Consider the following 23,334-nt stretch of genomic DNA (forward strand, 5'->3'; position numbering starts at 1 on the left):
CAGTGAGCGAACTGCTGGACCGCGCGGTCGCCGAGGAGTACGCCTCCTGGTTCCGTGCCCTGGCGGACCCCTCGCGGGTGCAGATCGTGGAATACCTGGCGCGGCAGGGCAGGCCGCTGAGCGTCGGGGAGATCGTGACCGCGGTCCGCCTCGCGCAGTCGACCGTGTCGCAGCACCTGAAGATCCTGACCGAGGTCCGGTTCGTGCTCGTCGAGGCGGTCGGCACCGCCCGGCACTACCGGATCAACACCAACTGCATCGCGTGCTTCCCGTCCGCCGCCGACGTCGTGATGGGCAAGCCGGCCCCCAGCCCGATCGGCGGCTGCGCATGACCGACATCGCGATCCGGCACGCCACCCAGGACAACCGTTGGCGCGATGTGGTCTTCATCGAACGCCGCAGCCCACTCACCTAAGGAATCAATCATGAGTACCTTGCCCGTCGTCGTCATCGGAGCAGGGCCGGTCGGCCTGGCCGCCGCCGCGCACCTGCACGAGCGCGGACTGCCGTTCACCGTCCTTGAAGCGGGCGACGGCCCGGCCGCCGCCGTGCGGCAATGGGGGCACGTGCGGCTGTTCTCGCCGTGGCGGTACGACATCGACGCCGCCGCACGACGCCTCCTCGCGGAAACCGGCTGGGTCGAGCCCGACCCCGAGCGCCTGCCGACCGGTGGTGAGCTCGCCGCCGGCTACCTGCAACCGCTGGCGGGCCTGCCGGCGCTCAAGCCGCACGTGCGCTACGGCGCCCGCGTCGTGGCCGTGACCCGGCTCGGCCTGGACCGGCTGCGCACCGCCGGCCGCGAGTCCGCGCCGTTCCTGGTACGCCTCGCCGACGGCACCGACCTCCTCGCGCGTGCCGTGATCGACGCGTCGGGCACCTGGTCCACCCCGAACGTCCTCGGCGCGTCGGGCATCGCCGCGCACGGCGAGGCCCGGGCCGCCGCATTCGTCGAGCATGCCCTGCCCGACGTCCTCGGCGTCGACCGGGACCGGTTCGCCGGCGCGCGGACCCTCGTCGTCGGCGCCGGCCACTCCGCCGCCAACACGCTGCTCGTCCTGGCGGCCCTCGCCGACGAGGTGCCCGGCACCCACGTCACCTGGGCGATCCGGGCGGCGACCCCGGCCCGCACGTACGGTGGCGAGACCGCCGACGCGCTGCCCGCCCGCGGCGCGATCGGCACCCGGCTGCGCGAGCACGTCGAGGCCGGCCGGATCGAGCTCATCACCGGGTTCTCCGCCGACACGCTCACGGTCCTGCCCGGCGGCGGGGTCGAGGTGACCGACGGCATCCGCGCCGTCGTCGTGGACCGCATCGTGTCCGCGACCGGGTTCCGCCCCGACCACGGCTTCGTGTCCGAGCTGCGCCTGGACCTGGACCCGATCCTGGGCTCCACCCGTGCCCTCGCACCGCTCATCGACCCCAACGAGCACTCCTGCGGCACGGTCCCGCCGCACGGCGCCGACGAGCTCACCCACCCCGAGCCCGGCTTCTACGCCATCGGCGTCAAGAGCTACGGCCGCGCCCCGACGTTCCTGCTCGCCACCGGCTACGAGCAGGCCCGCTCCGTCGTCGCCGCCCTCGCCGGGGACTGGGCCGCGGCCCGTGACGTCCAGCTCGACCTGCCCGAGACCGGGGTCTGCAGCAGCGACCTCGTGATCGGCGAGGAGTCCCCGTCCGCCGGCGGTTGCTGCGGTACAGCGGCCGCAACGGTTCCCGCGGGGCACGGGTTGCTGTCCGCGCCGCTGACCCTGGTCCCGGTGTCGCGGGCCGCCGCAAGCGAGCAGGCGGGCGGTTGCTGCGGCTGATGACGCCGGCGCCGGTCTTCCACGGCTGGAGGATCGTTGCCGCGTTCGCGGTGACACAGACCGCCGGGTACGGCTGCCTCTACTACACCTTCGCCGTCCTGCTGCACCCGATCGCCGCCGGCCTGCACACGTCCACCACCGCCGTCACCGGCGCCCTCACCTGCGCGCTGCTCGCCTGGGCCGTCGTGGCGGTGCCGGTCGGCCGGTGGCTGGACCGCCGCGGCGGGCGCGCGCTCATGACCACCGGGTCCGTCGCCGGGGCCGGGCTCCTCGTCGCCTGCTCGCAGGTGCGGACGGTCTGGCAGCTGTACGCGGTGTTCATCGGGCTGGGTGTGGCGATGGCGATGGCGTTGTACGACGCGGCCACGGCCGTCATCGTGTCCTGGTTCGGCCCGGCCCGCCGACCGGCCGCGCTGCTGGCGATGATCGTCGTGGCCGGGTTCGCCAGCACCATCTTCATGCCGCTCACCGGCCAGCTCGAACACCGGTACGGCTGGCGCACCACCCTGCTCGTCCTGGCCGCCGTGTACGCGTCCGTCGCGGTGCCCCTGCACGGCCTGGTGGTGCGCCGCCCACGCGCCGGTCCGGCCGCCGCCCGGCAGTCCACAACGGGCGAACGGCGGATCCTGGTCCGGGCCGCGCTGCGCGACGCCCGGTTCTGGTGCCTCGCGGTCGCGTTCGTCGCGCACGGCGCCGCGATGAGCGCCATGACCGTGCACCTCGTCGGCTTCCTCGTCCACAAAGGACACCCGGCCACGTTCGGCGCCACCGTCGCCGGGCTGCTCGGCGTCCTGTCCGTGACCGGCCGGCTGGCGCTCACCGGCGCGCAGCGGCGCGTCCGCCTGCACCTGGTCGTCGCGGGCGTGTTCGCCGTGCAGGCCGCCGCCGCGCTCAGCCTGCCGTTCGCCGGTGGCAGCCCTCGGCGCCGTCATCGCGGTCACCGGGTTCGGCCTCGGGTTCGGGGTGGCCAGCCTCGCCGCACCCGCGCTGCTCGCCGAGCGGTACGGCACCACCGCCTACGCCAGCATCGCCGGCGCCCTCGCCACCCCGGTCACCCTCGCCAAGGCCGGCGCACCGCTCGGCGCCGCCGCCCTGTACACCGCCACCGGCGGCTACACCCCGGTCCTGCTCACCATCGGCGCGTCCAGCATCATCGCCGCCGCCGGGATCCTCGCCCGCGCCACCAGCACGCACGTCGTCCCCGCCGGAGGGGTGGCGGATTTCTGACCGGTGCCGCCGGTATCTCCTGCACCCCGGCCGGCTCCTTGGGCGTGACGGGCGCACGGCGCCCGCACGGGTGGCGAACCGAAGGAGCACCGATGGCAGACCAACGCTGGTACGACCAGGGGCTGCGGCCACGCATCCTCATCAACTGGCAGTCGTTCACGGCCGAAGGGATCGATCCCGCGTGGCAGGGGGCGTTCGCCGACGCGGTCATGAACGCCTACACCAGATGGATGAACGTCGCGGGGATCGACCTGCGGCCACAGTTCTGGGGGTACACCAACGCGAAGACCGCCGCCTCCGGCGAGCTGCTGATCCAGATGGACCCGCAGTTCGGCGGCGGCGGGTCCCGGCTGGCGTCGACGTTCGGCAGCTACAACGCGCTGACCATCATCTTCCACCGCCGCGACGCGGCCAGCGGGACGCCGTGGAACTTCGTGCCCTACAACGCCAACAGTGGCGAGTTCGACATGCAGGGCATCCTCATGCACGAGCTGGGGCACTGCCTCGGACTGGACCACGGTTCGTCACCGAACGAGACGATGTTCCCGTCGTACGGCTACCACTCCACACGCTACGGGCCGTTCGAGGGCGACGTGGCCCGCGTGAAGGCCGTCTACAACGACTACACGCAGAACCGGCTCCGGCAGCTGCGCACCGTCGACGCCGCGGGCACCTGGTCGGTCGCGCCGAACGAGATCACGCCGTACAACCACGTGCAGGCCCGCACGAACCAGTCGCCGGGCATCGCCCGGTCCGGCAGCACGGGCGTCTCCACGCTGGGCTGGAGCCACCCCAGCCGGGTCCCGACCTGGGCCCGCACCGACGGCGAGAAGTGGCTGCGGCGGCGCTGGTACTTCTACGGGGGCGAACGGTCCGTCCACGCGCCCGCGGTCGCCAGCGACGACTCCGGCCGGCTGCTGTGGGCCTGGGTCACCAACGACGACCAGGCGACGATCCGCATCACCCGCTCGACGAGCCTCGGCCTGACCTGGGGCACCGTCGCGACACCCGTCGGCGCCCGCTCCTGCGGCACGCCCGGCCTCGCATGGACCCGCGTCGGCGGCCAGTCCACGTGGATCCTGGTGTGGCCGAACTTCGACCGCGCCGACCACGCCGGCACCGGACACCTGTGCAGCAGCACCTCCACTGACGACGGCGCCACGTGGAGCCCGCCGACGGCGCTGAACACCTTCTACAAGGCGCTGTCCGGCGTCGCCGTCGCCGCCGACGGCACCAACACCGTCCTGGTGTCGTTCGCCTGGTCCAGCAACTACTCCACGTACGGCCTCAACGAGATCCGCACGCTGCGCTGCGCCGTCGCCGGCGGCGACCTCAAACACCAGACGACGCTGTGGTCCACCGACCGGACCCGGGTCCAGCCCGCCCTCGCCCACGACGCCGCCTCCGGCCGGTTCGTCATGGCGTGGCGCGAGCAGAACTTCGCCACCACCCTGGCAACGGCGAACATGCCCGTGGCCGGCAACGGCTGGTCCGCGACCGTGAACCTGCTCGCTTACCCGAGCCACGTCGCGCCCGCCCTCGCCGCCGCGCCCGAGTACGGCGAGGTCGCCCTCTGGTATGCGTACGAAGGAAACTGAGGAGGCATCATGTCCACCACCTACGATGCGACACCGTCCATCCTGGACCGTGTCGCCGGCTCCGACCTGATCCTCCTCGGCGTCGCCCACGGCCCGGTCCGCATCGAGCCGATCCCGGACAGCGAGCCCCCACGCGTCCACGGCTGGTTCGAGCTGCGCCCCGAACGCGTCCTCAGCGGCGACCCGGAGCCGTCGACGGTCGTGTTCCGCGTTCTCGGCTCGGGCACCGGCGAGAAGGACGTCACCTGGCTCGTGCCGGTCCCCACGGAGACCACCGTGCTGGCCCTGCTCATCCGCGACGTCGGCGCCGGCGTCCCGGAGGGCGTGTTCGCGCCGTGCTTCGCGGGCATCTATGAGCTGTCGGACGACGGCCGGATCCGCGTGCCGGACGAGGCCCTGGACCCGGCGACCCGCGACCTGATCGACGCCGGGTCCGACGGGCTCACGGTCGAGCACCTCGGCCGGGTGATCGACGGCGCCGGCCACCGCCGCGCCGAGGACCGGCGCCGGCTGGAGGACGAGGAGCCACGCGACGTGCGCCGCCGGCCGCGTCAGGAGCTGTTCGAGTACCCGCGCTCGGCGCAGGACGTCGCGGACGTGTCCCGCGGCGGCGGCCGGGACGCCCGGCTGGACTGACCGGTCTCGCCCGCCGCGGGAATCCCCGCGGCGGTCGAGCGTCGGCGCAAGGCCCGATCACGTCCAGGCCCGCTCCAGGGTGAGGGCGAGCCGCCAGCGCCAGTCTTCCGCCGTGCCGCCGACGACGCCGTATTCGTCGGTGAAGTTGGGCCAGTCGACGGGCAGCGACAGCAGGCGCTCGGCGGTGAACGTGTCGGCGTCCTCGCCGAGCTCGGGGCGCAGGACGTCGCGCACGAAGGCGAGGTCGGCCGTGGTGTGCTCGGCCAGCAGTGCGGCGTCGTAGAGGTCCTTGCCCTGCGGGTAGGAGTCGGTGAGCAGCCACAGCAGCTTCCACGCGAGCGCGAGGGGAGCGGGCGCGGCGAGGACGGGGCGGTCGGCGCCGGGGAGCGTGACCGGCTCCGGCGGCATCGGCAGGTGCTCGCCGAAGACCAGGTCGACCTGGACTGTGCCGCCGGGGACGCCGTCGGCGCGGAACGGGATGGCGAGGCGGCGGCCGTCGGCGCGTTCGTACGTCCAGATCGCCGACTGCACGGTCCGCTCCGGTTGCAGGCCGGCGCCGGGCTCGGCGGTGAGCGCGGCGGTGATGCCGTCGAGGAGTTCGCGCGCCGCCGGGCTGCCGCTGGTGATGTCGGGTGGGGTGACGACATAGTCGAGGTCGCCGGGCTCCCGCGCGGCCTCGCCGACCCACGCGGCCATCGTGACGCTGCCGCGCAGCACCAGGTGGCCCGCCCAGCGGCTGCGGGCGATCACGCCGAGCACGTGGTCGAGGGCGGCGCGGCGGGCGCGCTGCCAGCGCCGGCCGGTCCCGTGGTCGGCGAAGGTGGGCTCGCCCGCGCGGTACGCGTGCCGGTACTGCTTCAGCGCAGGGTCGAACGCCGCCGTCTGCCGGACGTCGTCGCCGGCGGGCAGCGGCAGGTAGGTCGGAGGGTAGCCTTCGGCGCCGGCCCGCGCGGCCCGCCCGGCGGGTTCGTGCCGTTCGTCGCGCCAGACCTCCGGCGACTCACCGTCGAGCCAGCCGTGGTCGTAGGCCAGGTTGGAGTCCTCGACCACGTATTCCTGCTCGACCTCCACGACCTCGAGCCCCGCAGCGCGCAGCCCGGCGACGAGCCCGTCGAGTCGTTGCGTGGCGGTAGCGAGGCCCGCGTCGTAGCAGCGTTGCGTGAGGAAACGCTCCTGCCGGCCGTCACCGTCGCGGCGCCGCGCGTTGCGAGACAGGCGAGCACCGTGCGCGGCCCCGACGTCCGTGGCCACCCGCATCGCGGCGACCGCGGCAACCGGCAGGGCGAGCTTGACGTGGTGCTCGAAGTACCGCCCCGGCGGCTCGGCAACGCCCTCCGCGTCGGTCTGCGGCACGCCGCCGCACCACGGCGCCGCCTCGATCTTCACGCGCGTCGTGTGCGTGCCCCGGGCCACCAGCTGCCGCTGCCACTTCCGCGCCACCGCCCGCGCCTCGTCGAGCGTGCCATGGACGGACACGGTGAGCATCGGCTGCGACCTGTGCTGCCCGCGATCCAGGAGGATGTGTACGAACTTCGCGCCGTGCCGCTCGGCGAACCCGGCGATCGCCTGCGCGTCGTACACGCCGACCGTCAGATGGATCTCGAACGTCCCCGCGATCTCGGCCACCGGTGCAGCGTAGGGCATCCCTGGCCGACCGTCGGGGCACCCGGCACACGTGCGCTCACGGCGGCCGCGCCCGGTGGTACGCCACCTGCGGGCGCAGCGGAGAGCCCGGCGCGATCCTGGGATGGTCGAAGCGGGCCGCCTCCGTGAGCCCCAGGCGGTGCATGACGGCCCGCGACGGTGCGTTCAGGACCGCCGTCAGCGACCAGATCCCGGGCACGCCGAGCTCGTCGAAGGCGACGCCGAGCGCGGCCTGCGCCGCCTCGGTGGCATACCCGTGATGCCAGGCGTGCCGGGCCAGCCGCCAGCCGACCTCCAGACCACCGGCGCCGGGCACGCCGTCCGGCAGCGGGTTGAGACCGGTGAACCCGATGAACGCCCCGGTTGCGGCAACCTCCAACGCCCAGAACCCGAACCCCTGCCGCTCGAACCGCGCCTCGATCGACCCGACCATCGCGTCGCTGGCCGGGCCGTCGAGAGTGCCCCGGAAGAACCGCATGGTCTCGGGGTCGGCGTTGAGCGCGGCGAACAGCGCCCGGTCGGACTCCTGCCACCGCCGCATGACGAGCCGCTCGGTCCGCAGCCGATCGAACCGCATCACCGTCATGGCGTGGCGGGACGAGAGGATGCCGATGGTGGTGCCACGGCGGCCTGGGACCGGGTGGTCCCAGGCCGGTGGTGTTTCAGACGTGGGCCAGGCGGGCCGCCTCGACGGCGTCGCTCAGCTGCTGCTCCGCCTCGCGGCTCAGGGAGCTGCGCAGCAGGCGGCCGCCGAGCTGCATCGACGCCATCTCCTGCACGACCTTGTCGACGGTGACCTGGTCGACCAGCAGGAACAGCACCGCCGAGCCGGGCTGCAGCGTCGCGGCGAGGTCCCGCATGAACGAGTCGTCCACGCCGACGTCGGTGGCCTTCCCGGCGAGGGCGCCCGTGCCCGCGCCGATCGCCATGCCGAGGAACGGCGCGAAGAACAACAATCCGATGAGCCCGCCCCACATCGCGCCGCTGGCCGCGCCCGCGCCGGTCATGGACGCCGCCTGATGCATCTTGATCTTGCCACCGGCGCTGACCTCGACCACTGCCGCGTCGCGCAGGGAGATGAGTCCCTGCCGCTGCAGGTCCATGATCTTCTCCCGGGCGGTCTTCGCGGTGGCGACGTCGCCGTACTCGATTGCGATCATCTCGCTCATGCTGCTTCCCTTCACCTGGTCGATCAGGCCCGGTTGGGCACCTGCAACGCTCGCCACACCGCTGCCGAACCGCCTCGCCCGCAGCGAGTGACGATCGCGCGCCCGCCCGTCACGCCACCCCACCCGCGCAGGATGACGGCGTCCGGCCGGGACGGGTGAACCGTCATACGCGACACCGTACGCACCTGGGGGTGGCCCATGACCGCGATTCCCGACCGCCACGACGATCCGCACGCGACCAGCCGCCCGGTCCGAGCGGCGGCGGGCGGCACGACCGTGCCGTTCCGGCACATGTTCACGCTCGGATCGATCACAACCGTGTTCGGCGTCGCGGTGCTGATCTGGCCCGCCGCGACACTGCGACTGCTCGGCATCCTGGCCGGCGTCTGGCTGATCGCCACCGGCGTGCTGCGCGTCGTCCACGCGTTCCGGCGTGACCGCGACGTCCACGGCCTGACCGGCCAGGTCCTGTCCGTGGGCCTCGGCGCCGTGCTCATCGTGGGTGGCGCCGCCTGCATCGGCAGCAGCGCGACGGGCGCCGTGGCGGTGGCCGTGATCCTCGGCCTGGCGTGGCTGCTCAGCGGCATCGCGGAGATCCTGCTCGGGCTGTTCTCCCGCGGCAGAGCCCGCGTCTGGCTGCTGCTGATCGGTGCCGCGTCGATCGGCGCCGGGCTGCTGTCCGTCGCCTGGCCGGACATCTCACCGCGCAACCTGGTCCTGCTCACCGGCATCACCGCGCTGATCGTCGGCACCGGCGAGGTCACCGTCGCGTTGCAGCAGCGTCACCCCGCCGTTCGCGAGGTGTGACGCCCGGGAGGGGCGGTCAGCCGGGCCGGGTCATGGTGCGGGTCAGGTCGGCGGTGCGGGCCGCGGTCCAGCCGGCCGGTGGGGCGATGGCCGCCCAGGCCGCCACGGGGGCGGTGCCGTAGCGGTGGCCGTGGCCGGCCGGGCCGCTGTTGGAGAACGCGAGATCGGCGGTCACCTGCCAGAAGGTGACGAACGGCAGCCAGTGCGTGCTGGGCAGGACGTCGGCGCCGCGGCGCTCGGCCAGCCGGTTGGGACGGCTGAGCATCAGGTCGGGTGTCCACCACACGATCGGGTCGGACGGGTGCTGCAGGTACACCACCCGCGGGCGGCTCCACGGCCCCGGCGGGCCGTCCAGGTCGGTGGACGGGTCCGCCGCGAAGCGCACCGAGGCGCCGCCCTCGAAGGTGGGCAGCACCTCGCGGGTGCCGGGGTCGCGCTCGGCCGTGTACCGGCGCCACAGCTCGTTGCGGTTGGGTGGGCCGACCAGCAGCATCCCGTCGACCCGGTTCTGGATGTCCTCGACGCCGCTGAACGCGGACTCCGCGCCGAAGACCAGCAACTTCGGGCGCTGCCCGGGCGGCAGGCGGGACCAGACGCGGTACACCTGGTCGAAGAGGTCACGGCCGGCGGCGCGGGCCCGTTCCTTGTCGACCAGGAACGAGATCCAGCTCGGCAGGTACGAGTACTGCAGGCCGACCAGGGCGGTGTCGCCGTGGTACATGAACTCCAGCGGCTCGACGGCCTGCTCGTTGACCCAGCCGGTGCCGGTCGTGGTGATCACGCACAGCACCTTGCGGTCGAACGCGCCGGTGCGTTGCAGCTCGCGGACCGCGAGCGCGGCCCGTTCCCGTGACGTCGGCGCGGCGTCGAGGTCCCGGGTGGCCGGCAGCACGGCCGTCGCCGCGTACACCACGGCGATCGCGGCGACGGCGGCGCCCGCGTACGCCGCGCCCCGCCCCCAGGAGCCGGGGCCGATGTCCAGGTCCGTGCGGCTCAGCCCGGCCGGGCGCCCCAGCAGGAGCAGCAGCGCGGCACCGGCGGGCGCGACGACCAGCATCGTGTGCCGCGGCCCGAAGTGCCCGCAGGCGGCGACGACGGCCAGCACCCCGATCGTCGCCGGCACCGCATGCCCCGTGCCGAGCCGACGCGCCGGCATGCGTGTCACAGGCGCAGCGTGGCGCCCCGGCGGGTGCGCGCACACCACCCGCGGAGGGCGAACGCTGTCGGGGAGCCGACGCCGGGTCCCCGTTCCAGTGTTGCGCAAGGTCCGCCGAAGGATCGCCGAGGGTCGCGCGGTCAGGCTGCGTGGACACAGCAACGTTCCACGACCAGAGGAGATCCGATGCGAAGAATCGCCGCGGCCGTCCTGCTCGTCGCCGCCGGCATCGCGGTGTCCGCCGCGCCGGCGCACGCGTACCTGGCAGGCATGACCCTGACACCGCCGGTCACCAGCGCCTTCGACTCGACGGCGAGCAAGACCGTGGAGGTGTCCTGCCCGGTGGGCACCACCGTGATCGGGATGAGCGCCAGCATGGCCAACACCGGCGGGAAGGTGTCCATCGAGGCGATGGTGCCCGACATCGTCGCCGGCACCGCCACCATCACCGCGAAGGAGACGGACAGCTACGCGTACGCGTGGAGCGTGTCCGGACAGGCGCAGTGCGCGCCTGCCCCGCCCGGCGTGATCCTCAGGATCGCCGGGCAGTCCGGCACCTCCTCGGACAAGTCCGTCACGCTGCGGTGCCCGGCCGGCAAGACCCTGCTGGGCGTCGGCTACGACACGAACGACACCTTCGGCGAGGTGGTGATCAACCAGGTCGTGCCCAACGGCAACAGCACCACCGCCGCCACGTCCGTGACCGTGAACGCGTTCGAGGAGGACCCCTACGCCGCGATCTGGGACCTGAACGTCTACGGCATCTGCGCCGACCCGATCGCCGGTCAGCATGTCGTCAGCTACACCTCGCCCGTCGACGCCACCGACCTCAAGTCGGCCACCGTCTCCTGCCCGGCCGGGGAGGACGCCACCGCCGGCGGGATCGAGGCACTCACGACGACCACTGCGCTCGTCAGCGAGATCTCCGTGGACCAGGTGTGGGCCGAACTGCTGTGGCTCGGCGGCGCGGCCGACACCGTGCAGGCGATCGCCAGGGAGGAGGACCCGCTGGGCCCGGCCGAGACATGGAGCCTGGCCGTGCACGCCCTGTGCCTCTGACACGGGGCCGGGGCGATACCGTCACGTACTGAGCGACCACGACGGCGGGAGACGTTCGGATGCCGAAAGCCCGTGCCAGCAGCGGCATGACCATGCAGCGCAAGTACGACCGCCTGGCGAGGGGCGAGTTCTTCGAGCCGGTTGTGCAGGTCGCGACCGCCTACGTCGCCGCCGCGATGCCCGGCGCGGCGGCGACCGAGGGGGAGTACTGGGCGCTGTCGTGCCTGCCGGGCACCACGCCGGGGCGGCTGTCGGCGCTGACGATGCGGGCCACCGACATCGTGGTCATCTACCAGGTGCTGCCGAAGACCCCCGGCTCACCGGTCGACGCGTTGATGATCGTCGAACGGTCCACATTGGAGTCCGGGTTCGGCCGGCGCGAGGTGGCGGCGAAACGGTACCCGCACCTGCACTTCGTGGACTCGCAGTACTACGGGGCGGGCGAGGACCAGATGATGGTCCGCGGGCCCGCCGACGAGATCGTCGCGGTGCTGAAGGATCCGGTGGTGGCCGAGGCGGCGCAGGCCCTCGCCGATCGGGTGATGGGCTCGGGCCGGGTGCTGTTCGCCCGCGGCCACAACCGGATCCTCGCCGATCACGCCCTGGGCCGCGCTACCGCGCCGCCCACTGCGCGTCGTGCTGAAGGGTGATGAACACGTAGGTGTACTCGTCGAGGAGCTTCGCCAGCGACACGCCGGGGCGGCCGAGCAGCGCCGGCATCGCGGCATCCTCGACGCCCGCCTCGGTGACCAGGCCCGCCGCCCAGGCTCGCCCGAGGGTCAGGTGGCGGGTGTAGGCCGCGCCGTCCCGGGCGCCGTGCAGGGCGGCCGCGATCGCGGCGTCCCAGGGCATCACGGTGTCCGGGCGCAGCGCATACAGGGCCTTGGCGGCCGCCGTCGGCCCCAGCGTGCGGCTGGGACCGGCCGGTGCGGCCGCCAGCGCCGCGTAGGCGGTGCCGAGTGCGGCGAGGTCGTCGTCGCCGGCGAGGCGGAGCGGGCCGGTCGGCAAGCTCGCGCCGAACGCGGTCCACCAGTCGGCGATCCCGTCGTCGAACGGGTCGGGCTCGCCGTCGCGGGGGTAGCGGATGCGGCAGCCCCACGAGTTGAGCCAGCGGTGCAGGAGCCGGCGGTGGTCCGGCCGGCCGAGATCGGCACCCGGCACGGTCTGTGCGACGAACTCGTGCCAGGTCCGGTCCACGTTCGCATACCCGTTGAAGACCTCGACGGAGTGCGCGAGTCGGTCCAGGGTCGGAGGCGCCAGGGTCACGCGGACGATCCTACCGGGACCGCGACCGGCGGCTCCTCGCGTGCGAGGCCGAGCCGGACCTCGCGGTCGTGTTCGGCCGGGGTGGTCTCGACGCGGCGCAGGGCGTACCGCAGCATCGGCGGTGCCATCACCGACGTGGCGAGCGCGACCAGGACGATGATGGTGTACGCGGTGGTGCCGATGACGCCGACCCGCAGCCCGACCGAGGCGACCACGATCTGCACGACGCCGCGCGCGTTGAGACCGGCGCCGAGGCTCAGCGCGTGCCACCGGTCCAGGCCGATGATGCCGGCGCCGAGGTACGCGCCGCCGAACTTGCCGATGACGGCGACGGCCAGCACCACGACCGCCGACAGCGCCACCGTGGGGTCGGCCAGCAGGGTCAGGTCCATCCGCAGCCCGGCGGTGGCGAAGAAGATCGGGGCCAGGACGCCGAGCACGACGGTACGCAGCGACGACAGCCGCGCGGCGTCGACGCGCCTGGTGGAGCTGATCGCGATCCCGCACAGGAACGCGCCGAGCACCGCCTCCATCTTCAGCGCCTGGGTGGCGGCCGAGCACGCCACGATGAGCACGGCGATGACCGCGACCGTGGTGGCCTGGTCCTTGGCGCGGTCCGTGAAGCGCAGCACGACGTGCAGCAGGGGACGCAGGACCAGCCCGGTGAACAGCAGGATGCCGGTCAGGGTGAGGACGCTGAGCAGGACCGAGCCGGTGCTGACACCGACCGTGGCCATGGTGGTGACGACCGCGAGCAGCAGCCAGCCGATCGCGTCGTCGACCCCGGCCGCCATCAGCGTCAGCTGGCCGAGATCGCGGTGCAGGAGGCGGAGGTCGGCGAGGATCTTCGCGATGACCGGGATCGCGCTGACGCACAGAGCGACACCGATGAATCCGGCGAAGACGGCGCGGTCGCCGGAGGCCGGCATGATCACGGCCGGGAGCAGCAGGCCGCACACGACGCCGAGCACGAGCGGGATGATCAGGCTGGTCAGGCTCACCACGCCGGCCCGCGGCCCCTGCCGGCGCAGCAGGCCCACGTCCAGGCACATGCCGGCCACGCCGACGAGCAGCAGCATGCCGAGCTGGCCGACGGCGTCGAGCATGTTGAACTGGCCGGTCCTGTGGGGGAACAGCCACTCGGCCGTGGCCGGCGCGACGTGGCCGAGCAGGGACGGCCCGAGCAGGACACCGGCGAAGAGCTCCCCGACGATGGCGGCCATGCCCAGGCGGGCGGCGAGCCTGCCGAGCAGGATCGCGGCGGCGAGCAGCGTGGCGACCTGCACCAGGAACACCAGCAGCGTGGCGGCCGCCACCGGCGGCATCGGGTCGGACGCGAGCACCGTGCCCATCACGCCTCGTCCCCGGACGAGGAGACGGATGACGAGACGGACGACGAGACGGACGAAGCGATCGGGTCGACGTCGACCTCGACGAGGGCGACCGCGGCGTCCAGCGCGGCGTCGCACTCCTGCGGGGAACCGGCGCGGCAGATGACGTAGGCGAACCGGCTGATGAACTGCCGCGGCGGCAGCCGCAGCACCGTGCCCAGCTCGACCATCGGCTTGGCCTCCTCCAGGCCGGGCACTGCGCCGGGTGCGGGCAGCCGGATCCCTGTGATCCGTCCTTCGACCGGCGGGTTGCAGAACCTGATGCCGACGGTGCCGGTCTGGTGCGTCCGGGTGAGGTCCGGGCCGAGACCGGTCGCCAGGTCGACGGCCACGAACGCGGGATCGATGCCGGTGGCCAGCCGGCCGATGTAGGGGATGAGGTCGCCGCCGAGCCGTGCGTTGATCTCGATGATCGCGGGGCCGCGGTCGGTGAGCCGGATCTCGGTGTGCGTGATGCCGTCGCGTACCCCCACCGCGCGGTGTGCCTCGCGCAGGACCCGCACGATCTCCGGGTCGCGCAGCAGCGGGTCGTCGACGCTGACCGTGTGCCCGGTCTCCTCGAAGTACGGCGGGAACCCGATGCGCTTGCGGGCCAGGAAGAACGGCTGGTACTCGCCGCGGTGCAGCGCGCCGTCGATGCTGATCTCGGGGCCGCTGAGGTACTCCTCGACCAGCACACCGCCCTCGTACGCGGGTGCGCCGGTGTGGCTGGCCGCCTCCGCCACGGTGAACGCCGCCTCGATCTCGCCGGCGTCCGCGGCACGGACCACGCCGATGCTGGCGCCGCAGCCGCGGGGCTTCACCACGACCGGGTAGCCGAACGCCTCAGCGGTCTCGACGGCCTCGGGCAGGCTGGTGACGTAGGCGAACCGTGGCTGGGGAAGCCCGGCGGCGGTGAGCGCCTGGCGGTTGCGGTGCTTGTTGCGGCAGTTCTCGACCCCGTCCACGGTCAGGCCGGGCAGGCCGAGCGCCTCGGCGATGTACGCGGTGGTGACGACGAGGGTCTCGTCGTAGGTGAACACGCCCTTGACCGGACGGTCGGCGGCGATCTCCTGGGCGGTCTTGACCATGAGCTCCCGGTTGGGGATGAGGCGCTCCCGGTCGACCAGCGGGACCACGGTGGAGTAGCGCACGTACGGCTGCTGCCACGTCGTCGGCGCGCCGTCGAGCAGCCACAGGTCCTGCCGTCGGCCGGCCGAGTCGAGCAGGTACTCCCGGTAGTGTCTGTTGGCGCTTCCGACGACGAGTACTACACCCTCACGGTCCATGGGCTCGAGCCTTTCCGTTCCAGCGGTGGGTTCAATTCGGTGCGACGTAGTAGTAGCGGCGGTAGCCGAGCAGCAGCCCGAAGTCCGACAGGGTGAACACGTCGACGAACTCCACGTCGAGCTGCGTGCCGGTGGGTGCGGGCGGCCGGACGAACCGCCCGGTCACCACGATGCTGTCGCCGTCGGCGATGATCTGGTCGAGCAGGTGCCGGCCGGGTGGTCCGGTGACCTCGGCGTGCAGCTGCTGCACCTGCACGCGGCCCCGGCCCTGGCCGGCGTCGGGGCGCCGCACCTGGACGTCGTCGTCCAGCAGCGAGCCGTACGCGTCGAGGTTGCCGGCGTCGAGGTAGTCGTAGGACAGGCGGACGTGGTCGACACCGATCGACGTGACGGCCGCGGCCCGCGACGATCGCCTTCTGCCGTAGCCGGCCATGTGAACCTCTTCCGATCGGTGTCGGCCCGAACCCTGGGCGGCAGAGCCGGTGCCTCACTGTGCGGGACGGCCCCAACCGCGCGGTATCACGCTGCTATCACGCCGGATGGCGGGTCGGCCGGCGCCCGCCATCCGGCCCGTCCGTCAGTACACGACCCGGGCGGTGGCCGACGTGCGGGAGTCGCGCGACTTGCGGATGTCCCGGGTGATGTTGACGCGCCGCAGCCAGCGGTCCCGCCCGTCGAACCTGGCCTTGAACGGCTGGCGGCCGTGCACGGCGCGGTAGTTGTCGACGAACATGACGTCGCCGGGTTCGAGCACGACACCCTGCAGGTGCTTGTCGACCTCGGCCATGAACACGTCCAGGGCCGCAACCGCGAGAGGGTCGTCGATGTCGCGTTCGATCGCGTCGGAGTCCAGCCGGATGTACGGGGCGGACGGGTCACCGAACAGCACCGCGGTCTTCTCGGGGTTGCGGCAGATCTCCTCGATCCGGGCGTAGCTGCGCGCGAGGGCCGCCTCGGTGCCCGGCTCGACCTCCATGTTCGGGTCACGGTTGCTGGGCAGGTGCGCGTCGTCGGGCCGGAACACGAAACGCTGTTCGAAGAGCACCTTCGACACGTCCTCAGCGATCGGGACCTCGTCCAGGCAGGCGACCATCGTCTCGGTGCGGTCGGGGTTGCGCAGGCACATCAGGCCGATGTAGTCGGCCCGGTACGGGTGGAACGCGTCCTCGGTGTGCCACAGCAGCTCGGTGGTGCTGCCGGAGTTGATCTGGCGGTCCTCGTCGCCCTTGATCGGCACGACCTCGTTGACCAGGCGGCCGCCCTGCTGGCTCGACCAGCAGAACACGTCGCCGAGCAGCGTCGCGCACAGGACGAAGAAGAAGTCCTCACGGATGGTGGTGCTCTGCCGCAGGGTGTCGGCCCAGTGCCGTGGGGTGGCACCGATCTGCTCGTCGTCGACCGCGAAACCGGTGATCCGGCAGGCGCCCACGGTCTCCTGGTGGCGCATCCCGTTGATCCCGGCCCGCAGGCGCTGCGGCATCCGGGCCGCGTAGAGAGTCACCTGCTGCAGGAACGTGGCGTCGTTGGCGTCCGGGTACGTATCGATCAGCTCGGCGAGGATCGCCTCGACCTCCGCGCACTCGGTTGAGCTCAGGCGGATTTCGTGCACAACTGTGCTCCATTCGGGTTGGGCTCCAGGGATCGGAGAGCTATTGCACGGTGAACCCGCGCCCGTTCCGCGCGATCAGGACCGCGGTGGGCGACGGAAAATGGGAACCGATCAGCAGGGACCCGGAATCGGCGCACCGCCCGAGCAGTTCGACACGGGTCCGCCGGGCGAGGTCCGGGTCGAAGTCCGCGTGCACGTTCCACTCCGGATGCGCGATCTGGCACGGGTGATGGATCGCGTCGCCGGAGATGATGGCCCGCCGGCCGGCCGACTCCACCGAGACACTCACGTGGCCCGGGGTGTGGCCCGGCGTCGGGACCAGCCGGACACCGTCGCGCAGTTCGTGGTCGTCGGGGACCAGGTCGACCAGCCCGGCGTCGAGGACCGGTCGCACCGAGTCCTCGAAGCCGGCCCGGTCGTCCGCGGTCTCCCGCTGTGGCAGGGTCGCCCAGTACCCGAACTCCGTCTCGGTGACCAGATGCCGGGCGCGGGTGAACGTCGGCGTCCAGCCGTCCGCCAGCGCCGTGGTGTTCCAGCCGACGTGGTCGAAGTGCAGGTGCGTGGAGACCACGACGTCGACGTCGCCGGGCTTGACCCCGTGCGCGGCGAGCCGCTGCAGGAATTCGGTGTCCAGCCCGCTCCACGCGGGCAGGCCCGGGCGGTGCTTGCCGTTGCCGACACCGGTGTCCACCAGGACCGTGGTGTCACCGAGCTCGATCAGGAACGCCTGGACGACGCTCTTCATCTCCCCGGCGTCGGTGGCGAAGTCCGGTCGCAGCCAGGGAATGCCGAGCAGGCGCGACGGTGTGGCGTCGCGCATGCCGGCCTGGATGACGCAGTCGGCCACGATCTCCACGATCGGCGTGATCCGCGCGTCGCCGATCTGCCACCCGGTCGTCATCGTCAGCCACGCAGTTCCAGCGTGCAGCACTTGACGCTGCCACCGGCCTTGAGCAGCTCGGACATGTCCGCGCCGATCGGCGTGAAGCCGCGCTCCCGCACCTGCGCGATCAGTCCGGTCGCGGCCTGCGGCAGCACCACGTGCCGGCCGTCGGACACCGCGTTGAGACCGAACACGGCGGCGTCGAGGTCGCTCGCCTTGATGGCGTCCGGGTACAGCTCCTCCAGCAGCCGGCGGCTGTCCGGGGAGAACGCCCGGGGGTAGTACATGACCGTCTCCGCGTCCAGCACGCACAGGGCCGTGTCCAGGTGGTAGTAGTGCGGGTCGATCAGCGTCAGGCCCGTCACCGGCACGCCGAAGAACTCCTCCGACTCGCGGTGCGCCCGGGAGTCGGTGCGGAAGCCGGTGCCGGCCAGCAGCCGGCCCGCGGCCACCAGGTAGTCGCCTTCGCCCTCGTTGACCCACCGCGACTGCCGCACGTCGCGATAGCCGTGGTCGCGGAACCAGTCCAGGTACGCGTCGGCCTCCGGGCGGCGCTGCGGGTGCCGGAACCGCGCGACGAACACCTGCCCGTTGAGCACGGTCGCGCCGTTCGCGGCGAACACCATGTCGAGCAGTCCCGGCCGCGGTTCGAGCAGCTCGACCCGGTGGCCGAGCTCGAGGTAGAGGTCGCGCAGCCACTCCCATTGGGCGACGGCGAGGCCGGTGTCGGTGGGCTTCTTCGGGTCCATCCACGGGTTGATCGAGTACTCGACGTCGAAGTACGTCGGCCTGACCATCAGATAGTGTCGCGGGGTGGCTGTACGGCGCATGCGGTCCTCCACAACTGGTGTGTGTCAACGGTTCCCGGTCAGGCGGACCTCGATCTTGCCGGCCAGGTCGGTCGCGACCCGCATGGCGTCGTCCAGCGACGTGCCGCTCGCGCCGATGCCGCCGATGATGCTGTTGCCCTCCGGGGGCCGGCGGATGATGTCGCCGGGCCGGGCCGTGACCTTCAGGAAGTACAGCTGCTCGGTGTCGGTCACCTCGGGCGGCACGGTCACCGACTCGATCGTGCCGCTCGGGCACAGCAGGCACATCGCCGCGGTGTGCACGTCGGTCGGGTGGAAGTGCCGCACGTCCGGGCGCACGCCGGCGGCGACGTCGGCGACGGCCCGGATCGGGTCGTAGCCGGCGGAGATGCGGGCCATGTAGTCCAGGCCGCCGCCGCCCGGGCGCACCGCGATCTCCAGGATGAACGGCTTGCCCTGGTGGAAGCGCACCTCGGCGTGCATCGCGCTGCGGTGCAGGCCCTGCGCCCGCACCGCGGAGGCGACCAGTGCGTGCACGTCGGCGATCTGCTCGGTGGTCAGCGCCGTCGGCGCGTGGTGCACGTCGTCGTCGAACGTGTCGCCCTCGACCGTGACCCGGTCCACAATGGACCCGAGGTAGACCTCGTCGTCCCAGACCAGCGCCTCGATGAGATGCTCGTGGCCGTCCAGGAACGACTCGACCAGCAGGCCGTGCGGCCCGAGGTCCAGCCCGCCGGCCTCCATCTCGTACCACGACATCCGCTCGATGCCTTCGCGCGCCTGCCGGTACCGTTCGCGCAGCTGCTCCTCGTCGTCGATGCGGAACACGAAGTTGCTCGCCGCGCCCAGCGTCGGCTTGAGGATCACCGGATAGCCGAAGTCCCGCGCCGCGCCCAGCGCCTCGTCGAGGTCGGTGACGAACGCGAAGCTCGGGTGCGCCACGTCGCCGCGCTCGTGCGCCTGCCGCATGATGAGCTTGTTGCGGCTCGCGACCGCCGCGTCGACGCCGATGCCCGGCAGGCCCAGCGCGGTGGCCACGGCGGCCACGGCGACGACCGCGGACTCGGAGAAGGTGAAGACGCCGTCGAAGTGCTCCTCGGCGTGCCACGCCTTGGCGTCGGCGATGAGGTCGTCGATGTGGGTGCTGCCGACCCGGCGGTAGCGTTCGGCCGGCCAGAAGTCGTCGGTACCCTCGCCGTTGAGCACGTACAGCTCGACACCGAGGTCGGCGATCTGCTGATAGCGGGACAGGTAGTAGTAGGCGTTCTGGCTGGCTTCCAACCCGAGCAGTTTCATGACACCTCACATCACGGGACGATGGGACGGCACCCGCACGACGCCGGCGCCGATCAGGTGCTGCACAAGGGAACGGGCGATGAGCGGGGCGAACTTGAACGAGGAGCCCCCGCACGCCGCGTAGGACACGACCCGGTCGCCGAGCACCGCCGACATCGGGCCGCCGGTGGACCTGCGCATCAGGTAGTAGGCGTCGCGGGCGCCGGTCACCCAGCCGGCGTCGAGGCCGCGGACCACCGGCGCGAACTGCTCGACGAGATGGTCCCGCCAGTACGCGGGTGTGCCGGTGTCACCGACCTGCGTCACGACCCGGCACGCGGTCGCGGCGCTGAGCTTCAGGGGCGTGCCCGCGACCGGCGGCACCAGCCATCCGCCGTTGCTGGTGCCGAACGTCGAGATCGGCGGCGTGGCCGACCACACCGCGGCGTCCTGCGCGGGCACGGCGCAGAGGATCATGCTCTGCCGGCACAGGACCAGCTCGCCGGCCAGCCGCGGTGGCAGCAGCCGCTGCGACCACGCCCCGGCGGCCAGCAGCACCCCGTCCGCGCGCAGCACCTCACCGTCGGCCAGCTCGACGGCCGCGTCGTCGGCGTCGACACGGACCGCGGTGCGGTGCGGCAGGAGTTCCGCGCTTGACGACTCCCGCAGCCAGCCCGCGCAGGCGAGGAGAATCCGGTCGGCGAGCAGCACGCCCGCCAGGTCCTCCAGGACGGCGGACGACCCGGCGGGGAACCGCACCTGCGGGTAGGTCGCCGCGAGCGACAGCGGGCCGAACAGGTGCGCTCCGGAGCCGGCGTCCGACAGCATGCGCTGGGCCCGGGACAGGTCGCCGGCCGGCAGCACGTGCAGCGCGCCCGCCGGCTCGTAGACCCGGGTGCCCAGCAGGCGCTGCAGGCGCAGCCACTGGTGGTGCGCCTGCACCGCCGTCGCCGTCGCCGCCGGATCGTCCAGGTGCAGCGCGCGGATGACCCGCTGCCGGTCGTAGGAGGTGGAGCCGGTGGACGGGATGCCGGCCTGGTCGACGAGTACCACCTGATGCCCCGTGGACACGATCTCCACGGCGCTCAGCAGGCCGATGACACCACCGCCGACTACCACGATCCGCATGACGCACCCCCGGTCATCAGTGGACCCGGCGGCTGTCCGCGGTGCTGCGGTAGCGGATGTCCCACAGGCTGCGGCGCAGGTAGGTGCGCTGCAGCCAGCGGTCGTGACCGTCGTGCCGGGCGAGGAACTGCGACCGCGCGTGCAGCCCCTTGCGGTTGTTGATCAGCAGCGCCGTGCCGCTCTCCAGCCGCACCTGGTGCGCCACCGCGCGGCACGCCCGCTGCAGCTCGCCGAGCGCGGCCTCCGCCTCGCCGGTCAGCCCCGCCACACCGTTGGCCGACACGACGATCCCGGGCGCCGACGGCGGGCCGGAGATGATCGGGATCGGGTCGGACAGCACCGCGGCGCCGCCGGCGACATCGCGCACGTAGCTGCCGGGCGCGTTCAACCGGAACAGCGGGGTCCGCAGGGTCTCCACCACGTCCGTGGCCAGGACGTTGATCACGTCCCGGGCGTCGGCGTAGTAGGTCACGGCCTCCCCGCTCACGTCCTGCCGGAGGCAGTTGAGCACCAGGAAGTCCGGGTTCGGCAGGTCGAAGCGGCCGAACTCGTCGAACACGATGTCGCTGTGGAAGTTCAGGAACGCCGCTGAGCTCTGGTTGGTCTGCGACAGCGCGCCGGTGGACACCGGCACCACGTCGTGCACCAGCCGGCCGCGCTTCTCGGTGGTGACGCCCACCGGCTCACCCAGCAGCTGGCTGAGCCCCAGCAGCACACCCTCGGCGACGAACGTGCGCTTCAGCGGGCTGGGCTCGCCGTTCACCGGGGTCATCGGCAGCACCGGGTCGACCGGCAGGTTGCGCACCAGCGCGACGCCGGCGGTGTCGACGTGCCGCCCGAAGTCCAGGATGCCCTGCAGCAGTTCGATCGGCAGCGCCGAGAACACGACCCGCAACCAGGTCAGCGAGCGATCGATGTCGTCGACCGGATCCGGCGAGGACACCAGCAGTTCGCCGATCGCGTCCCGCACGGTATCGGTGAGCACGAACTCGGTGAATGTTCTTTCCGACGTGCGGACATCCGCATCGGCAAGCATGGCCAACAATCCTCTCCATCGAGAAGGTGTGTGTATCGGTCCGCCCGCTTCAAGAATGCGGCGGCCGTTGTCAGCTAACGGCTTCGTCGAAGCGGCGTCAATGAATGCGATGTCCGGGATTGTTGGTCGATGCGGAGTTGATTGTTCTGCGCCCGGCGGGGTTCCGGTCAACGCCGGCAGGGGCTGTAGTCAACGGCAGCGAACTGTGGTGCCGGCCCGGTCCCGACGACGATTGGAGCACTCTATGGCGGATCGTGATGTCCAGTTACTGGCGATCGGGGCAGGACCATCGAACCTCGCGCTCGCCGTGGCCCTGGAAGAACTCGCACCGGATCTGGCCCGCGACTCTCTCATCATCGAACGCAACGAGGAGGTGAGCTGGCAGCCCGGAATGCTGTTTCCGGACGCGCTTTCCAACACGAACTTCCTGAAGGACCTGGTGACGCTGCGCAATCCACGCAGCCGGTTCTCGTTCCTCAACTATCTGCACAGCACCGGCCGGCTCGACCACTTCGTGAACATGAGCAGTTTCACGCCCTACCGGGCCGAGGTCGCCGACTACCTGCGGTGGACGGCCCGCTCGCTCGCGCTGGTCGAGTTGCAACGCGGCACGGAGTGCGTCGACATCAGCCCGGTCTGGACCGGTGGCACGCTCACCGGCTGGGCGACCACGGTCGCCGGCGGGCAGACGATCACCAGCCGGTACCTGGTCCTCGGCACCGGCCGGGACATCCGCATCCCCGAGGTCCTGCGCGGCCTCAAGCGGGAGCGGGTCGTGCACAGCACCGAGTACCAGCCGCGGATGGCGGGTCTGCGCAAGGACCTGCCGTACCGGGTGGTCGTGGTCGGCGGCGGGCAGAGCGCGGCGGAGCTGTTCTACTCCGTGCAGATCGACCTGCCGGAGTGCCGCCCCACGATGGTGATGCGCTCGGTCGGCCTGAGCACCTACGAGACCAGCAAGTTCACCAACGAACTGTTCTTCCCGTCGTTCGTCGACGAGTTCCACGGCGCCCGGCCCGAGGCACGGGACCAGATGCTCGCCGAGATGCGGCACACCAACTACGCCGGCGTCGCGCCCGGCATGATGGACAACCTCTACCGCCAGATGTACCTGGACCGCTTCACCGGCCGGTCCCGGCTGCAGATGATCACGATGCACGACATCACGGCGGCGCGCGACGAGGACGACGAGATCGTCCTGAGCCTCACCGACTGGCGCACCGGCGCCACCCAGGAACTGCGCACCGACCTGGTGCTGCTCGGCACCGGGTTCTCCCCGCAGATGCCCGGCGCGGTGCAGCGCCTGGCCGAACGCATCGGCCTGTCGCAGATCGCCGTCAACCGCGACTACCGGCTGGTGATCGACCGGCCCAGCACGGCGGCGTGCTACCTGCACGGCGTCAACGAGGAGACCCACGGCATCGCGGACTCGCTGCTGTCGGTGATGGCGCCCCGGGCGAACGACATCCTGCAGGACATCCTCACCGGCGACCACCTGGAAAACCTTGCGGCAGCACCGGTCACGACACCCGTCGTGGCCGCCGGCTGACCCACTGACGAAAGGAAGA

General features: G+C 72.1%; 22 protein-coding genes. 8 read left to right on the plus strand and 14 right to left on the minus strand.

The genetic code is table 11. The features are described from left to right. Positions 1-2 precede the first annotated feature (2 nt). The 4 genes from OHA72_RS38700 to OHA72_RS38715 all read left to right on the plus strand — a co-directional run bounded on the left by OHA72_RS38700 (position 3) and on the right by OHA72_RS38715 (position 5,266). Positions 3-332 (plus strand): ArsR/SmtB family transcription factor, encoded by a 330-nt coding sequence (locus OHA72_RS38700; RefSeq protein WP_327001035.1) that lies wholly within the window; start codon positions 3-5, stop codon positions 330-332. A gap of 93 nt (positions 333-425) precedes the next feature. Next, a complete protein-coding gene (locus OHA72_RS38705) occupies positions 426-1,805 on the plus strand; it encodes an NAD(P)-binding domain-containing protein (RefSeq protein ID WP_327001036.1) in 1,380 nt (459 codons plus the stop codon). Beyond that, a complete protein-coding gene (locus OHA72_RS38710; protein ID WP_327001037.1) occupies positions 1,805-4,630 on the plus strand; it encodes an MFS transporter in 2,826 nt (941 codons plus the stop codon). Before OHA72_RS38705 ends, OHA72_RS38710 begins: the two co-directional genes overlap by 1 nt. 9 nt (positions 4,631-4,639) lie before the next feature. After that, entirely contained in the window at positions 4,640-5,266 is a 627-nt protein-coding gene (locus tag OHA72_RS38715) for a hypothetical protein (protein ID WP_327001038.1), read from the plus strand. Between the two features lie 57 nt (positions 5,267-5,323). Here the strand turns inward: OHA72_RS38715 and OHA72_RS38720 are convergent, their stop codons facing one another. The 3 genes from OHA72_RS38720 to OHA72_RS38730 all read right to left on the minus strand — a co-directional run bounded on the left by OHA72_RS38720 (position 5,324) and on the right by OHA72_RS38730 (position 8,079). Beyond that, complete coding sequence (locus OHA72_RS38720) at positions 5,324-6,892, minus strand: nucleotidyl transferase AbiEii/AbiGii toxin family protein (RefSeq protein ID WP_327001039.1); 1,569 nt, start codon at positions 6,890-6,892, stop codon at positions 5,324-5,326. A gap of 55 nt (positions 6,893-6,947) precedes the next feature. After that, the gene (locus tag OHA72_RS38725; RefSeq protein ID WP_327001040.1) at positions 6,948-7,487 is read right to left on the minus strand and encodes a GNAT family N-acetyltransferase; all 540 of its coding nucleotides are present in this window, start codon (positions 7,485-7,487) and stop codon (positions 6,948-6,950) included. Between the two features lie 85 nt (positions 7,488-7,572). Further along, positions 7,573-8,079, minus strand: coding sequence for a DUF1269 domain-containing protein (locus OHA72_RS38730; RefSeq protein WP_327001041.1), 507 nt, complete (start codon positions 8,077-8,079; stop codon positions 7,573-7,575). 198 nt (positions 8,080-8,277) lie between these two features. Here OHA72_RS38730 and OHA72_RS38735 point away from each other — a divergent pair, with 198 nt between their 5' ends. Beyond that, on the plus strand, positions 8,278-8,886 hold the full coding sequence (locus OHA72_RS38735) for an HdeD family acid-resistance protein (RefSeq protein WP_327001042.1): 609 nt from the start codon (positions 8,278-8,280) through the stop codon (positions 8,884-8,886). A gap of 16 nt (positions 8,887-8,902) precedes the next feature. On the opposite strand, the gene OHA72_RS38740 is transcribed toward OHA72_RS38735, so the two are convergent. Continuing rightward, on the minus strand, positions 8,903-10,042 hold the full coding sequence (locus OHA72_RS38740; RefSeq protein ID WP_327011748.1) for an alpha/beta-hydrolase family protein: 1,140 nt from the start codon (positions 10,040-10,042) through the stop codon (positions 8,903-8,905). Positions 10,043-10,228: 186 nt separating this feature from the next. Here OHA72_RS38740 and OHA72_RS38745 point away from each other — a divergent pair, with 186 nt between their 5' ends. Next, positions 10,229-11,101: a hypothetical protein gene (locus OHA72_RS38745; RefSeq protein ID WP_327001043.1), complete on the plus strand. Its 873-nt coding sequence runs from the start codon at positions 10,229-10,231 to the stop codon at positions 11,099-11,101. A 59-nt stretch (positions 11,102-11,160) separates the two neighbouring features. Further along, entirely contained in the window at positions 11,161-11,751 is a 591-nt protein-coding gene (locus OHA72_RS38750; RefSeq protein WP_327001044.1) for a hypothetical protein, read from the plus strand. Here the strand turns inward: OHA72_RS38750 and OHA72_RS38755 are convergent. From OHA72_RS38755 to OHA72_RS38800, 10 genes are all read right to left on the minus strand, one after another. Continuing rightward, positions 11,714-12,367 (minus strand): hypothetical protein, encoded by a 654-nt coding sequence (locus tag OHA72_RS38755; protein WP_327001045.1) that lies wholly within the window; start codon positions 12,365-12,367, stop codon positions 11,714-11,716. The genes OHA72_RS38750 and OHA72_RS38755 overlap by 38 nt on opposite strands. Further along, positions 12,364-13,719 (minus strand): cation:proton antiporter, encoded by a 1,356-nt coding sequence (locus tag OHA72_RS38760; RefSeq protein WP_327001046.1) that lies wholly within the window; start codon positions 13,717-13,719, stop codon positions 12,364-12,366. Before OHA72_RS38760 ends, OHA72_RS38755 begins: the two co-directional genes overlap by 4 nt. Beyond that, positions 13,719-15,026 carry an ATP-grasp domain-containing protein gene (locus OHA72_RS38765; protein WP_327001047.1) on the minus strand — a complete coding sequence of 436 codons (1,308 nt, stop codon included), beginning with the start codon at positions 15,024-15,026 and terminating at the stop codon, positions 13,719-13,721. The genes OHA72_RS38760 and OHA72_RS38765 overlap by 1 nt, the downstream gene beginning before the upstream one ends. A 31-nt stretch (positions 15,027-15,057) precedes the next feature. Next, on the minus strand, positions 15,058-15,459 hold the full coding sequence (locus OHA72_RS38770) for a nuclear transport factor 2 family protein (protein WP_327001048.1): 402 nt from the start codon (positions 15,457-15,459) through the stop codon (positions 15,058-15,060). A 144-nt stretch (positions 15,460-15,603) separates the two neighbouring features. Beyond that, on the minus strand, positions 15,604-16,635 hold the full coding sequence (gene gntD / locus OHA72_RS38775; protein WP_327001049.1) for a guanitoxin biosynthesis L-enduracididine beta-hydroxylase GntD: 1,032 nt from the start codon (positions 16,633-16,635) through the stop codon (positions 15,604-15,606). 40 nt (positions 16,636-16,675) lie between these two features. After that, entirely contained in the window at positions 16,676-17,536 is an 861-nt protein-coding gene (locus OHA72_RS38780; protein ID WP_327001050.1) for an MBL fold metallo-hydrolase, read from the minus strand. Between the two features lie 2 nt (positions 17,537-17,538). Next, the gene (ddaH, locus tag OHA72_RS38785; protein ID WP_327001051.1) at positions 17,539-18,348 is read right to left on the minus strand and encodes a dimethylargininase; all 810 of its coding nucleotides are present in this window, start codon (positions 18,346-18,348) and stop codon (positions 17,539-17,541) included. 24 nt (positions 18,349-18,372) lie between these two features. Beyond that, positions 18,373-19,623 (minus strand): ATP-grasp domain-containing protein, encoded by a 1,251-nt coding sequence (locus OHA72_RS38790; RefSeq protein WP_327001052.1) that lies wholly within the window; start codon positions 19,621-19,623, stop codon positions 18,373-18,375. Positions 19,624-19,629: 6 nt separating this feature from the next. Continuing rightward, entirely contained in the window at positions 19,630-20,730 is a 1,101-nt protein-coding gene (locus OHA72_RS38795) for an FAD-dependent oxidoreductase (RefSeq protein WP_327001053.1), read from the minus strand. A gap of 16 nt (positions 20,731-20,746) precedes the next feature. Next, the gene (locus tag OHA72_RS38800) at positions 20,747-21,766 is read right to left on the minus strand and encodes a TauD/TfdA family dioxygenase (RefSeq protein ID WP_327001054.1); all 1,020 of its coding nucleotides are present in this window, start codon (positions 21,764-21,766) and stop codon (positions 20,747-20,749) included. Between the two features lie 244 nt (positions 21,767-22,010). Here OHA72_RS38800 and OHA72_RS38805 point away from each other — a divergent pair, with 244 nt between their 5' ends. Beyond that, a complete protein-coding gene (locus OHA72_RS38805; RefSeq protein ID WP_327001055.1) occupies positions 22,011-23,315 on the plus strand; it encodes a lysine N(6)-hydroxylase/L-ornithine N(5)-oxygenase family protein in 1,305 nt (434 codons plus the stop codon). Positions 23,316-23,334: the final 19 nt, after the last annotated feature.

It is taken from the genome of Dactylosporangium sp. NBC_01737, from assembly GCF_035963215.1.
Classification (GTDB): Bacteria; Actinomycetota; Actinomycetes; order Mycobacteriales; family Micromonosporaceae; genus Dactylosporangium.

What these genes read in the sequence shown, in the direction of transcription:
- OHA72_RS38705 (WP_327001036.1), top strand. Translation starts at nt 426, where the DNA reads ATGAGTACCTTGCCCGTCGTCGTCATCGGAGCAGGGCCGGTCGGCCTG.
- OHA72_RS38745 (WP_327001043.1), top strand. Translation starts at nt 10,229, where the DNA reads ATGCGAAGAATCGCCGCGGCCGTCCTGCTCGTCGCCGCCGGCATCGCG.
- OHA72_RS38795 (WP_327001053.1), bottom strand. Translation starts at nt 20,730, where the DNA reads ATGCGGATCGTGGTAGTCGGCGGTGGTGTCATCGGCCTGCTGAGCGCC.
- ddaH (WP_327001051.1), bottom strand. Translation starts at nt 18,348, where the DNA reads ATGCGCCGTACAGCCACCCCGCGACACTATCTGATGGTCAGGCCGACG.
- OHA72_RS38765 (WP_327001047.1), bottom strand. Translation starts at nt 15,026, where the DNA reads ATGGACCGTGAGGGTGTAGTACTCGTCGTCGGAAGCGCCAACAGACAC.
- OHA72_RS38730 (WP_327001041.1), bottom strand. Translation starts at nt 8,079, where the DNA reads ATGAGCGAGATGATCGCAATCGAGTACGGCGACGTCGCCACCGCGAAG.
- OHA72_RS38715 (WP_327001038.1), top strand. Translation starts at nt 4,640, where the DNA reads ATGTCCACCACCTACGATGCGACACCGTCCATCCTGGACCGTGTCGCC.
- OHA72_RS38725 (WP_327001040.1), bottom strand. Translation starts at nt 7,487, where the DNA reads ATGCGGTTCGATCGGCTGCGGACCGAGCGGCTCGTCATGCGGCGGTGG.
- OHA72_RS38710 (WP_327001037.1), top strand. Translation starts at nt 1,805, where the DNA reads ATGACGCCGGCGCCGGTCTTCCACGGCTGGAGGATCGTTGCCGCGTTC.
- OHA72_RS38780 (WP_327001050.1), bottom strand. Translation starts at nt 17,536, where the DNA reads ATGACGACCGGGTGGCAGATCGGCGACGCGCGGATCACGCCGATCGTG.
- OHA72_RS38805 (WP_327001055.1), top strand. Translation starts at nt 22,011, where the DNA reads ATGGCGGATCGTGATGTCCAGTTACTGGCGATCGGGGCAGGACCATCG.
- OHA72_RS38740 (WP_327011748.1), bottom strand. Translation starts at nt 10,042, where the DNA reads ATGCCGGCGCGTCGGCTCGGCACGGGGCATGCGGTGCCGGCGACGATC.
- OHA72_RS38760 (WP_327001046.1), bottom strand. Translation starts at nt 13,719, where the DNA reads ATGGGCACGGTGCTCGCGTCCGACCCGATGCCGCCGGTGGCGGCCGCC.
- OHA72_RS38800 (WP_327001054.1), bottom strand. Translation starts at nt 21,766, where the DNA reads ATGCTTGCCGATGCGGATGTCCGCACGTCGGAAAGAACATTCACCGAG.
- OHA72_RS38790 (WP_327001052.1), bottom strand. Translation starts at nt 19,623, where the DNA reads ATGAAACTGCTCGGGTTGGAAGCCAGCCAGAACGCCTACTACTACCTG.
- OHA72_RS38770 (WP_327001048.1), bottom strand. Translation starts at nt 15,459, where the DNA reads ATGGCCGGCTACGGCAGAAGGCGATCGTCGCGGGCCGCGGCCGTCACG.
- OHA72_RS38735 (WP_327001042.1), top strand. Translation starts at nt 8,278, where the DNA reads ATGACCGCGATTCCCGACCGCCACGACGATCCGCACGCGACCAGCCGC.
- OHA72_RS38750 (WP_327001044.1), top strand. Translation starts at nt 11,161, where the DNA reads ATGCCGAAAGCCCGTGCCAGCAGCGGCATGACCATGCAGCGCAAGTAC.